Source organism: Putridiphycobacter roseus (assembly GCF_003234935.1).
Classification (GTDB): Bacteria; Bacteroidota; Bacteroidia; order Flavobacteriales_D; family Crocinitomicaceae; genus Putridiphycobacter; species Putridiphycobacter roseus.
This window is the reverse complement of record NZ_QKSB01000013.1, coordinates 44,531-57,173: the sequence shown is the minus strand read 5'-3', so window position 1 is coordinate 57,173 and position 12,643 is coordinate 44,531. Positions and strand designations below refer to the sequence as shown.

At 34.7% G+C, this 12,643-nt stretch carries 13 protein-coding genes; 7 read left to right on the top strand and 6 right to left on the bottom strand.

All coding sequences use genetic code 11. The features are described 5' to 3' along the window. The first annotated feature begins 21 nt into the window (after positions 1-21). The 3 genes from DNU06_RS15310 to DNU06_RS15300 all read left to right on the top strand — a co-directional run bounded on the left by DNU06_RS15310 (position 22) and on the right by DNU06_RS15300 (position 2,329). Complete coding sequence (locus tag DNU06_RS15310; RefSeq protein ID WP_111064375.1) at positions 22-528, top strand: GNAT family N-acetyltransferase; 507 nt, start codon at positions 22-24, stop codon at positions 526-528. 157 nt (positions 529-685) lie between these two features. Then, positions 686-1,255 carry a Crp/Fnr family transcriptional regulator gene (locus DNU06_RS15305; RefSeq protein ID WP_111064374.1) on the top strand — a complete coding sequence of 190 codons (570 nt, stop codon included), beginning with the start codon at positions 686-688 and terminating at the stop codon, positions 1,253-1,255. A 90-nt stretch (positions 1,256-1,345) separates the two neighbouring features. Next, entirely contained in the window at positions 1,346-2,329 is a 984-nt protein-coding gene (locus DNU06_RS15300) for an NADP-dependent oxidoreductase (RefSeq protein WP_111064373.1), read from the top strand. Positions 2,330-2,525: 196 nt separating this feature from the next. Here DNU06_RS15300 and DNU06_RS15295 read toward each other — a convergent pair whose 3' ends face one another. Together DNU06_RS15295 and DNU06_RS15290 are read right to left on the bottom strand one after the other, a co-directional pair. Next, the gene (locus DNU06_RS15295; protein WP_111064372.1) at positions 2,526-2,732 is read right to left on the bottom strand and encodes a hypothetical protein; all 207 of its coding nucleotides are present in this window, start codon (positions 2,730-2,732) and stop codon (positions 2,526-2,528) included. A gap of 11 nt (positions 2,733-2,743) precedes the next feature. Beyond that, on the bottom strand, positions 2,744-3,928 hold the full coding sequence (locus DNU06_RS15290) for an ammonium transporter (protein ID WP_111064371.1): 1,185 nt from the start codon (positions 3,926-3,928) through the stop codon (positions 2,744-2,746). Between the two features lie 130 nt (positions 3,929-4,058). Between DNU06_RS15290 and DNU06_RS15285 the strand changes: the two genes are divergently transcribed. After that, on the top strand, positions 4,059-4,532 hold the full coding sequence (locus DNU06_RS15285; RefSeq protein WP_111064370.1) for an Lrp/AsnC family transcriptional regulator: 474 nt from the start codon (positions 4,059-4,061) through the stop codon (positions 4,530-4,532). A 24-nt stretch (positions 4,533-4,556) separates the two neighbouring features. On the opposite strand, the gene DNU06_RS15280 is transcribed toward DNU06_RS15285, so the two are convergent. From DNU06_RS15280 to DNU06_RS15265, 4 genes are all read right to left on the bottom strand, one after another. Next, the gene (locus DNU06_RS15280; protein WP_111064369.1) at positions 4,557-4,778 is read right to left on the bottom strand and encodes a hypothetical protein; all 222 of its coding nucleotides are present in this window, start codon (positions 4,776-4,778) and stop codon (positions 4,557-4,559) included. A gap of 32 nt (positions 4,779-4,810) precedes the next feature. Continuing rightward, complete coding sequence (locus DNU06_RS15275; protein WP_111064368.1) at positions 4,811-5,695, bottom strand: diacylglycerol/lipid kinase family protein; 885 nt, start codon at positions 5,693-5,695, stop codon at positions 4,811-4,813. A gap of 108 nt (positions 5,696-5,803) precedes the next feature. Continuing rightward, positions 5,804-7,174, bottom strand: coding sequence for a tRNA uridine-5-carboxymethylaminomethyl(34) synthesis GTPase MnmE (gene mnmE, locus DNU06_RS15270; RefSeq protein ID WP_111064367.1), 1,371 nt, complete (start codon positions 7,172-7,174; stop codon positions 5,804-5,806). A gap of 60 nt (positions 7,175-7,234) precedes the next feature. Continuing rightward, a complete protein-coding gene (locus tag DNU06_RS15265; RefSeq protein ID WP_111064366.1) occupies positions 7,235-7,705 on the bottom strand; it encodes a Dps family protein in 471 nt (156 codons plus the stop codon). Positions 7,706-7,911: 206 nt separating this feature from the next. On the opposite strand from DNU06_RS15265, the gene sucD reads away from it, so the two are divergent. The 3 genes from sucD to DNU06_RS15250 all read left to right on the top strand — a co-directional run bounded on the left by sucD (position 7,912) and on the right by DNU06_RS15250 (position 12,444). Continuing rightward, a complete protein-coding gene (gene sucD, locus DNU06_RS15260; RefSeq protein ID WP_111064365.1) occupies positions 7,912-8,790 on the top strand; it encodes a succinate--CoA ligase subunit alpha in 879 nt (292 codons plus the stop codon). Positions 8,791-8,928: 138 nt separating this feature from the next. Next, the gene (locus tag DNU06_RS15255) at positions 8,929-9,705 is read left to right on the top strand and encodes a GLPGLI family protein (protein WP_111064364.1); all 777 of its coding nucleotides are present in this window, start codon (positions 8,929-8,931) and stop codon (positions 9,703-9,705) included. A gap of 18 nt (positions 9,706-9,723) precedes the next feature. After that, positions 9,724-12,444 carry an outer membrane beta-barrel protein gene (locus DNU06_RS15250; protein WP_111064363.1) on the top strand — a complete coding sequence of 907 codons (2,721 nt, stop codon included), beginning with the start codon at positions 9,724-9,726 and terminating at the stop codon, positions 12,442-12,444. Positions 12,445-12,643 lie beyond the last annotated feature (199 nt).

Here is a 12,643-nt window from a genome sequence, read left to right as displayed (position 1 = left end):
AGAAAAGCCATATTTTGAAACATGTATAAAACGGAACGATTAAGATTTAACCTGTTAAAAGAGGACTACCTGAAGGATTTAACGCATTTATTCTGTGAGAATCATTTGGTAATGCAATCCACCCTTAAAGGGAGTGTTTATTCAAAAGATGCATTGCAACAATTAATAAAAGAAGCATTCATTTCAACAGCAGAAGAGCAATTTGGATTTTTATGCATCACTACCTTGAAAGCAGATAAATTGATTGGCATTACCGGCTTGTTAAAATGTCAGTATTTAAACAAAGATAATTATGAATTTGGTTTTATTCTTCATCCAGATTATTGGGGTAAAGGATTGGCCACTGAAATTGGAAAGTTTTGGCTAGATTTTGCCAAAAACACACTGAATTTAAGTGAAATTATAGCAACAGTTAATCCAAGCAATAAGGCATCCAATGCCGTCATGGAAAAACTCAATATGACCTATGTAACGGAATTGGATACCCAAACGCGTGGAAAGAGATTTCTTTATGTAAAAACATGGTAAAGAAAAACCATTTCTGAATGCATAAAGAATGGTTGGCCCAACCAACCAATTTATCATTCAAAATTACTGAAGTGCAGATAAAAAAATGATCGTTTTAATTACTACATTAGTCCTAGTAAAAATTTTCAGCTTTTAAAATATTTAAACCACCCAAACTTTGCAAGCGTTAATCGATAAAATAAAAAGTCAAATCCAACTTAGCCCCAAAGCAGAAGCGTATCTTTTTTCAATTGGTAAAGTGAAAGAATACCCCAAAGGAACGATCTTAATACGTCAAGGTCAAGCTGTAAATAAAACATTTTATGTCACCGGTGGTTGTTTAAGGTCATTTTGTGTGGACAAGAATGGAAAAGAGCATACGCTACAGTTCGCCATAGAGAACTGGTGGATTAGTGATTACATTGCCATTCATAACCATGAATTAGCGACACTCACCGTAGCATGTATTACCGATTCTAAACTGATTGAGTTTGACGCAAAAGCACTTAACCATATATTGACATTGTTTCCAGAGTATGAGCCATTCCAAAGATATATTTTGGAGCGGCATTTAGTGAGCTTGCACAAGCGAATTTTAAACCAACTACAATTAACAGCGACCGAAAGGTATGATTTGTTTTTAAAACAATACCCAAATATTGAGCAAAGTACACGCAATTATTATATTGCATCTTATTTAGGAATTACACAAGAAAGTTTAAGTCGCATTCGCGCTAAAAAAGCCTAGACTTCATTTCTTATCCTAGGTCAATTTTCTTGGGAATACTTTCCTTTACCTTTGTATCAAATTAGTATAAACACTTAAACAAAAACAAAGATGAAAGCATTACAAATAATTAAATATGGCGAGATTAAAGATAGTTTAGCCTTTAATAAGATCGAAAAACCAGTCGTTCAAGCACAAGATGTATTGATTGAAGTAAAAGCTGCTGCCATTAACCCAATTGACAACATGGTTATACTTGGGAAATTACAAGGCATGCTACCAATACCCTTCCCAAGCACTTCAGCCTATGATGTCAGTGGTATTGTAGTTGCGATAGGAGAAGAAGTAAGTGATTTTAAAATTGGAGACTTGGTTTATTCCAGAGTACCGCAAGAACAAATGGGAACGGTTGCCGAGTTTGTTTCGGTAAACAATGCAGCAGTTTCATTAAAACCAATAAACATTACTTTTGAAGAAGCTGCAAGTATTCCATTGGCTGGTCTTACCGCCTTACAATCACTAGAAAACGCTGGAATTAAAGAAAACGATAGGGTTTTAATCCATGCAGGTTCAGGTGGTGTTGGTAGTTTTGCAATTCAGTATGCAAAAGCAAAAGGAGCCTATGTATATACCACTACTAGTACCCATAATGTAAGTTGGGTTCAAGCGCTTGGCGCTGACCGGGTGATTGATTATAAAAAAGAAGATTACAAACACATAGTTAAAGATGTTGATATCGTATTTGATACGCTAGGACAAAATTATACTGCGGAAGCTTTTCAAGTAATTAAAAAAGGAGGAGTTGTAGTAAGTATTGTTGGACCATTAGATGAAGCGAGTGCTAAAATGTTTGGTATGGCTGACTACAAATTACCGGAAGCATTCACAACGCTACTACATGAAAAAGAAGCCACTTATAAGTATATTTTCATGCATCCAAATGGCGCACAATTAGGCCTGATAAAAACAATGATTGAAGCGGATAAAATCAAACCCATTATTGATTCCGTTTATCCGTTCTCCAAAGCAATTGACGCTTATACTCATCTTGCAACTGGAAGAGCTAAAGGCAAAATTGTAATAAAAATTGAATAAATAATCTTCCCTCTTTTCCCCCTTAACTAATCCACCTAAAAAATTAGTTAAGGGGGATTCCCTCTCTTCATTCCTTATTAGAATACACGTGTATCCTATACTTTAACTCATTTTAAATGGTTGCATTATTTTATGACTTCCATCCCTACACCATCTGTCCTCCATTTTGTTAAAACCACAGTTAACGTTTGCAGGTTTACACACCTGGGATTACCAGATTATATTTGTGGATGTTTTCTGAATAATCCGCCAAAGCATAATGGTAGACCTTGTATCTATTATAATTCAAACATTTTAACTCGTTAATCATGTTCTTTTTTTTGTCATAATACACCTCCACTACACTTTCCATATTATGAATGTTCGCGATAAATTCTCCTAATTTTTCTTTATTAATTTTCATGCTATATTTATTTAGTATTGTTCGTTATGTTGACTTTGGTCTAAACCAAAGTTTTCTAAGTCCCTATTTACTCGCATAGGAATCAATTTATTGGTAATTTTATAAAGAAGAAAGGAGATAAAAAACACGGAAACAAACACCACTATAAGCGCCACTAAATGCACAATAAATGTTTCTGTCTCCCCATATATTAATCCTACATCCTTTGCAAAAACAGCGGTTGCTACCATGCCAAAGATTCCAGCAATTCCATGGGTTGGAAATACATCTAAGGTGTCGTCTAATTTCGTTTTGTTTTTTACAACTATTGCTGCATAACTCAAACAGGCACCAAGCACACCAATAATTAAGCTTTGTAAAACAGTAACAAAACCAGCTGCGGGTGTAATGGCTACAAGACCGACTACAGCACCAATACAGGTACCAACTGCCGAAACTTTCCTTCCCTTAAATAAATCGATTAAAACCCAGGTTACCATAGCTGCTGCACTGGCACAAGTAGTGGTAGCAAAACTCATGGCCGCTTCACCATTGGCTCCGAATGCCGATCCGGCATTAAAACCAAACCAGCCAAACCACAACATAGCCGTTCCTAAAAGAATAAATGGAATATTTACGGGTTGATTGGTCTTGTTAATTCTGCTACCCAAAACCATGGCTCCAGTCAAAGCAGCAATACCAGCCGACATATGCACAACAGTCCCCCCAGCATAATCGAGTACGCCTGCTAACTTTAACAAACCATCCGGGTGCCAAGTCATGTGACATAATGGTGCATAAATAAAAGTTGAAAATAATAGTATAAATAATAAATACCCCTTAAAATTAATCCGCTCAGCAAAACTTCCGGTAATCAACGCAGGGGTGATTACCGCAAATTTTAACTGAAACATAGCGAACAAAATCATAGGTAAATTTGGACTTAGTAATGCGTTTGGTGCTAAACCAACATCTCGCATCCCCAAAAATGTCATTGGGCTACCTATAAATCCATAAACACTATCACCAAAACAAAGGCTAAAACCTACTAACACCCACCAGATAGTTACAATACCTAAAGCTACAAACGACTGAAGCATGGTGCTAATAATATTCTTCTTACTCACCATTCCACCATAAAAAAACGAAAGTCCTGGTGTCATAAAAAAAACCAAACATGTTGCGGTAAGCATCCATGCTATGTCTGCATTATTCATATAGTGCAAGTATAAGTAATATGTAAATTACCTAATGTAGACCGCCATGTTATTACACTTTTATAAAATAAAATTTAGTATATTTATACTTTTATAAAATATAATTCATTTTTACCACCATTACCCACTCATGATTCGAACAATCGACAAAACAGACAAGCAGATTCTATCCTTATTAATTGAAAATGCTAACATTACACACAAAGAAATAGCCAAACAGATTGATGTTTCTCCTGCAACCATTCATTTAAGGATAAAAAAAATGGAGCAAAAAGGGGTAATAAAAGGAGCTTCTGTAAATATAGACTACCAGGTCATTGGTTATAATTTAACAGCTTATATCGGTATCATTTTAAGTCGGACCAAAGGCTTGGAAAAAGTAATGAAAGACTTAATCAAAATACCTGAGGTCACTGTAGCAAATATTACCACAGGACAATTTGGGGCTTTTTGTAAAATTAGGTGTAAAGACACCAATCACATGAAAAAGGTCATCTTTAAAATAAATGCACTAAATGGCATCATTAGAACAGAAAGTATGATCAGTATGGAAGAGACCGTCAATGATAAAAGTCGGTTGTTCAATAGTGCTTTTGATTTTTAACGCAAGCAAGCTCCTAAATTTTAATTAGTCAATATCACCATCAATAATTTCATTGTCAACATTAACTTTCTTGTTTGGTCTTTTTCTTTCTATCCAATTCATTCTTGCTTTTAGTATAAAGTAAGTTGGAATAATGACCAATAAGGAGTTGATTTCAATTTTCCCTTTTGTCATGATAAATAATCCTTCGGATACCACTCCCCCAATGATAAAACTAAAAATGATGAACTTAACTTTTTGACTCATGTCGATTTATTATTTAATGATAGAAAAATTACTTAATTTAATAATTCAATGGCATTTGGTTGAATACTGATCGCATTCACGTTCGCCCCTAACAATTCTCCATCTGCTTCCATCCATTGCTTTTCTCCATTTATTTTAATGTTTGTATTAATTGTCTCAAAATAATGAACTTGGGGATGATTTATCCGCACACCTTTTTTTAATCGATTTAAATTTAACAAATAAGCGAAAACACTGACATTTCCAATGACGGTAATATTTAACTTATTGTTGTTTATTTTTGCATCAGGGTTAATGACCAATCCATGTCCAAATGTCGACCCATTACAAAATGCAACCATTAAGAATTTGCCTTTGAATTCAAAATCATCTCCTGTTAGTTCAATATAGGCCTTTTTATGCAGAAAAAAGGTCCTTAGAATTGCAATGGCATAAGATGCCTTCCCTCCTAACCCTCTATTTCTTTGTCGATTTAATAACTCAACTACTTTTGCACCAAATCCAATATCAGCCACATTTAAAAAAAGTGTTTTTTTTGACTCAGTTTTTACGATCCCGATATCCACCAATTGAAATGAGTTGTTTAATATTTTTGAGAGGAATTCTTCTGGTGATTTAATAAACAATTGGCCCGAAAAATCATTTCCGCTTCCAATAGGAATCACCGCTAACTTTATTTTGGACAATTGGTTTAAACCAATTCCATTGATTACTTCATGACAAGTTCCATCTCCTCCTACCGCTACAATTAAATCGGTATCAAAAGCTATTTGGTTGGCTATTTCTATCGCATGCTTTGTACTTTGTGTATAGTAACTTTCACCTTGTAATTCAGTTGAATCATCAACCAATGCAATTACTTTGGTCGCAAATTTTGACAATTTTCTTGTACTGTTAATGATAAAGGCCACTTTCATTCACCCTAAATATAATCAAATCGAGTGATAACCGACATACTCCCTTATTACCATCAATTTATTGGTGTAAAACTTAGGATAGACTATCCTAATTTCACAAAAGCAAACTTACTTTCCAATACAGAAATTAGCAAAAATATTCCCTAATAATTCGTCGTTTGTAACTGAGCCTGTGATTTCTCCCAAGTGGTGTAAACTTTGGCGGATGTCCATAGCGAGTAAATCCCCAGGGATTTGCATTTCCAATCCTTCTGCAACCTTATTAATGGCATCTAAACTATTGGTCAAGGCTTCGAAGTGACGAATGTTAGTTACAATGGTTTGATTTTCGACTTTTAAAGCACCTACTGCTGCCGTTAAAGCATCCATTAAGTGGTCTTGGTTCGTTTTGTGCTTGGCCGCAATGAATACACCTTTGCCTTCTATGTTTTTAAAGTCTTTTAAATCTACTTGATCAATTTTGTTAAAGACAGGGATAAAAGTTTGGAAACTTTGGATATTTTGCCCTTTGAATAAATTAATCTCATCTAGAATGGCTCTTTCTGTATTTTCAACCAAATCGATAATTAGCAAAACAATCTCCGCCTTCTTTACTTGTTCAAATGAACGTTTGATGCCCATGTTTTCAATTTCATCATCCGTCTTCCTTATACCAGCAGTATCGATAAAACGATAAGAAATGTCATTGATCATAATTTCATCCTCAATAAAATCACGAGTAGTCCCAGCAATGCTAGAGACGATTGCTTTGTCTTCGTTCAATAAGGAATTCAATAAGGTCGATTTCCCCGAATTTGGCGTACCTACAATAGCAACAGGAACGCCATTTTTAATCACATTTCCCAGTTTAAAAGATTGCTTTAATCCTTTAATCTCTTTTTGAATAGTATTAATTAAATTTTCCAATTGACTTCTGTCGGCAAATTCAACATCTTCCTCCGAAAAATCTAATTCCAATTCAATTAAGGAAGCAAAGTCCAATAATTGTTGGCGTAAATCTTTAATTTCTTGACTAAAACCACCACGCATTTGGCTTATGGCCACTTGATGTTGTGCTTTAGAGGTAGAGGCAATTAAATCCGCCACAGCTTCGGTTTGAGAAAGGTCCATTTTACCATTCATAAATGCACGCATTGAAAACTCACCTGGCTTTGCCATTTGCGCACCTTTTTCAATAAGCAATTGAATGATTTCCTGTTGGATATATACTGAACCGTGACAAGCAATTTCAATACTGTCTTCTCCGGTAAAAGAAGTTGGGTTTTTAAATACGGTTACCAACACTTCGTCGATCACGGCATCATTCGACCTGATTTCACCAAAGTGAGCGGTATGCGATTTTTTATCGGATAGGGATTTAGAAAAAATGCTTTCCACAATTGGGAAAGCATTTGGTCCTGAAACTCTTATTACTGCGATTGCTCCCATTCCTTGAGCGGTAGACAATGCGCATATTGTATTTTCTGAAAGATTTGCCATAATTATTAGTCCAAATATACCAACTTATTGGACTTGAAATAGCCTGAACAAATAATTCTTTTAGGAACGCATGTAAGCGTTTAACATCCACAAGGTTTTCTCTGTTTGGCTGATATAATCACTCATTAAACTATTGGTTCCTTCATCATCTGCTTGGTCAGACAAGTCTAATATTACCCGTTCTTTTTGAATCAATGTAGAAAAGTTGTCTATCACATAGCCAACTGCTTCCTTCCCTATATTGTCACTTTTAATCGACTTGATGGTTGAAATCTCCAGATAATCTTCCATTCTATGTAAAGGTGTACCACCTAAGGTTAAAATACGTTCTGCTATTTCATCTACCTTAAGGACAGCATCATCATAAAACTCTTCGAATTTAATGTGCAATTCAAAAAATTTCTCTCCTTTAATATTCCAGTGAAAACCTCTCACATTTTGATAAAACAATTGGTAGTTCGCCAATAAATCGTTTAGTTTTTCACTTAGTTCTTGTACTTTTTCTTGGTTTAATCCTATTTTATTTTTCATGACTTAATTGTTTTGAACAAATTTAAGCAATAGGATAGATTATATCAAATTGAATGCCCTTATATGTATATAGACAGTATCTATTTTTGGTGATATAACGGCGTAAACGGATAATAAAATTCAGATTGTGAATAAAAACAGAAAAAAGACTTGTTATAAACAAATCAAAGCTATATTTTTGAAGTCCAAATCAAACAAGTCTAAAAATGTCAGTATTAGTAAATAAAAATTCAAAAGTAATTGTTCAAGGTTTTACAGGTAGTGAAGGAACTTTTCACGCTTCTCAAATGATTGAATTTGGAACAAATGTAGTAGGTGGTGTAACACCAGGAAAAGGTGGACAATCTCACTTAGACAGACCAGTATTTAATTCAGTAGCTGAGGCCGTAGAAAAAACAGGAGCAGATGTTTCTATTATTTTTGTACCGCCAGCATTTGCTGCTGATGCAATTATGGAAGCTGCTAATGCAGGTATCAAGGTAATTATTGCAATTACGGAAGGAATTCCTGTTAAAGACATGATTATAGCAAAAGAATACATTAGTCAGTATGACACTACATTAATTGGACCTAACTGTCCAGGTGTAATCACTGCAGATGGTGCTAAAGTTGGAATTATGCCAGGATTTATCTTTAAAAAAGGTAAAATTGGTATCGTTTCTAAATCTGGAACTTTAACTTACGAAGCAGCTGACCAAGTAGTAAAAGCTGGTATGGGTATCACTACTGCAATTGGTATTGGTGGAGATCCAATTATTGGAACTACAACGAAAGAAGCTGTTCAATTATTAATGGCAGATGATGAAACTGAAGGAATCGTAATGATTGGTGAAATTGGAGGAAATTTAGAAGCGCAAGCTGCTGAATGGATCAAAGAACACGGAACTAAGCCAGTTGTTGGATTTATAGCAGGTGTAACTGCTCCAGCAGGAAGAACAATGGGTCACGCAGGTGCAATTGTTGGTGGTGAAGATGATACAGCAGAAGCGAAGAAAAGAATCTTAAGAGCTTGTGGTGTACACGTGGTTGACTCTCCAGCAGAAATTGGTAAAAAAATGGCTGAAGTATTAGGCGTTACTGCTTAATTACAACTATTATATATTATTTAAAAGGACGTATTCTATACGTCCTTTTTTTTTAGGCCCAATTTTATTTTTAAATAATTCTTTGTTTGGGTTTAAACCTTTATTTATTTTATGAGTCTAAATTGAAAAACTACCTATATGAAACAATTATTAATCCTACTATTGACCAGCAGCTCATTCATCAGCTTCGGTCAAGTATCAGGAGAAATTATCTACAACACCAAAGTGAACATGCACGCTAACTTGCCAGCTGGCGAACGCGGTGAACGAATGAAACAATTTGTTCCTGAATTTATGGAACTGAAAAATCAACTACTCTTTACAAGTGCTGAAACCATGTATAAAAATATGCCTGCCGAAGAAACTGCTGCAAGTAACTTTAACCAAGAAGATGAACGGCAGCAAAGAATGATGAAAAGAATGGCGCCAGTTGGAGATATTATTTACACCAATATTGAAACGCAATTAGTAGTCGCTAAAAAAGAATTTATGGATAAGGTTTTTTTAATTAAAGACACTTTGAACCTTAGCAATTGGAAGTTTACCAGTGAGACAAAAGTATTTGGTGACATGAACTGCATGAAAGCGGAATACATTCCCAAAGCGGGCGACTCTACCAATATTTATGTATGGTTTACACCCGAAATACCTGTCTCATCAGGACCAGATGGTTATGGTGGTCTTCCTGGACTTATTGTTTATTTAAATGAAAATGAAGGTGAAAAAGAAATATCCTTGTCAAAAATAGTAATGCGTGACCTAGAAAAAGGGGAAATTGAAGCTCCTACCAAAGGGAAGGTAGTGACACAAGAAGAATTTGACGCCATGCGCAAAAAGAAAATGGAACAAATGAAAAAACAATTTGAAGGTAAGGGACATGGCGGACCTGGTGGACCACCTCCAGGAAGACATTAATAATATAAAATATAAGCAATGATAAAAAGTATTATTACTACTGCATGTATACTTGTAGCATCTCTCGTATATAGCCAATCTTCTAAAATCTCTGGTCACTTGATGAATACTGACAAAGAAAGTATTGTAGGTGCATCCGTAATGCTAATTGGTGCTCAAGATTCTATTTTGAAAACCTATTCTGTCACCAATAAAGATGGTGTGTTTCATTTAAACCATGTCAAAGCTGGCGAATACCTGATAAAAGCATCATTTTTCGGCTACCAACCATTTGAAAAAAATATAAATGTACTTGAAAATGCAAGTGATTTAAACTTAGGAGACTTGACCTTGATAGCTAAAATACTTGACGAGGTAGTGGTTAGTGGTCATTATCTACCCATTCAAATTAAAGGAGATACCGTGGAATACGATTCTAGAGCTTTTGAAGTAAAAGAACACCAAGTTGTGGAAGACTTACTAAAGCAATTACCTGGTGTCGAAATTGAAGAAGATGGTACCATTAAAGTACAGGGGAAGACAGTAGAATCTGTATTAGTAGATGGCGAAAAGTTTTTTGGATCAGATGTGACAATTGCCACAAAAAATCTGCCTGCAAACGCAGTTGCTAAAGTTCAAGTGTTCGACAAGAAGTCAGACATGTCGCAATTTACAGGTGTGGACGACGGGAGCGAATCCCCTACCATTAATTTAAAATTAAAAGAAGACCATAAAAAAGGGTATTTCGGAAATATTGAATTAAGTGGTGGATCACAAGTACCCAACAACCAGACCTTAAGGCACAAAACGAAAGGAAATGTACATTATTTCCATAAAAAATGGCAATTATCAGTCATTGGCATGTCTAACAATGTCAATGAAACTGGCTTTACTTTTTCAGATTATTCCAACTTTAAAAGCGGTATGAGTGGTATTTCTCGATCCAATTCTGGTATTAATGTTAATGGTGGTGATGTAGAAAATGGTTTTTTAAATACTAACGCTACAGGTTTTAATTTTAACTATACCCCCACCAAACAAACCACATTGGCCTCTTCTTTTTTCTTTAATAACTTTAACAATGAATATAATGAAACTGTAGACCGAGAAACTTATTTTAATGATTCTACAGTGTATACGAATGAAATAACTACTCAAAATAACATTTCTTATAACAACAGAGGTAGTATTAGTCTAAAGCAAAAGTTTGATTCCACTCATTTTTTTAATATCGATTTAGATGGCGCCTGGAGCAATACGGATTATTTAACTAAAAATTATACTGGAAATTTAAGTAACGATCAAAATATTGTCAGTGCTTTTAATACTGATCTTGGTCAAAATACTTTATCTTATGAATACAGCGGAGACATCAATTACCGCAAGAAATTCATTAAACCAGGTCGATTTACTGGATTTGGATTAGCCTATGACTACACAAATAATGACCAAAAAACTGGTCTAGAATATTTAAACACCCTATATAACTCAGGTGTTCCCATTTCTTTTTTAACGAATCAAAAGCAAATCTCTATTCAAGAGACTAGCGCCATAGAGGGGAATTTTGTTTGGTCGGAACCATTAACTACCAATCAATTATTGGAATTTAATGTCGACTATTTATTAGAAAATGAATCTAGGGATAAAAAGGTGTATGATTTGACAGATGGCTTAGAGAAAATCAATGATTTATTAACGGCTACTGGTGCTTACACGAAAGCAACTTCAGACTTTGCAGTAGCACATAAATACATTTCCTCTACCATGAAAACAACCATAGAAGCAAAATATGAAATGTTAAATTTATCGGGAGCAGAAATATTCTCCACACCAAAAGTGTACCAATATGTATTGCCAAAAGCCACTATCAACTGGGATGTAAATAAAAAAAGCAACTTAAGGTTACAATATAAAACGGCAACCAATGCACCAACACTAAACCAATTACAACCTTTACTAGACAATACGAACCCTTCCCAGGTAGTCTTAGGAAACATCAACCTGGAGCCAGAATATGAACACAGTTTAAATTTGAGATACCGAACGTTCAACCAGTTTAACTTCACTTTTTTTATGGCTAATTTAACCGGTTCGTATACGCAAAACAACATTGTATATGCTCAAAATTTAAATGCGGACTATGTGCAGGAAATCATCCCAGAAAACTTTGGCACAGAAAGAAGCATCAGTTCATTTTTGGTTTATGGGTCTTCCCTTCATGCCATAAAAACTAAGTTTCATTTTGGGAACACCGCGTCTATTTCTAACGGATTAATAAACTTAAACAATGTGCGTGATGAATACACGACATATCTTTTAAGTCCTTCTATTAATATTGAAAATATTGGTAAAAAAACATGGGACTTAAGAGGTGGTTTTGCTTACAACTACTCCCTTAATCGGTATAAAGACAATGCTTCTTTTAACAACAACTTTCAAAACTATAACTACTATGGAGACATTACTTATAACATTAAGGATAGATGGGTAATTAATGGAAAAGCAAAACATTATTTTTATCCTGACTTCACCACTAATAAACAACAATTAATTGTCGATTTTAGTATTGGACTCAACCTTTTGGAATCTAGAAAATTACAAGTATTTGTATCTGGAAACGATTTACTGAACCAAAACACTGGCTTAAGTCAAAGTTATACGCAGAACATTTATGAGCAACAAACCACACTTACACTTGGCCGATATGGTTTAGTTGGTCTTAAGTATGCCTTTGAACGGTTAGGTGGTGCAAAAAACTAATAAAAAAGGGAGCAATTATGCTCCCTTTTTTATTTTAATATGGGTAGAGACAAGCTTATTTTTATAAGGTCGTTTAAAAAATATCACAAGACAAAATACTTATAAAGTTAAAGCTATTTAACACCCCAAAACTTTAATTTATTCCGTCAGTTCGACTTTCTCCTTAATCCAATGGGTTTTTGAGTGGTTCTCTTCCCCA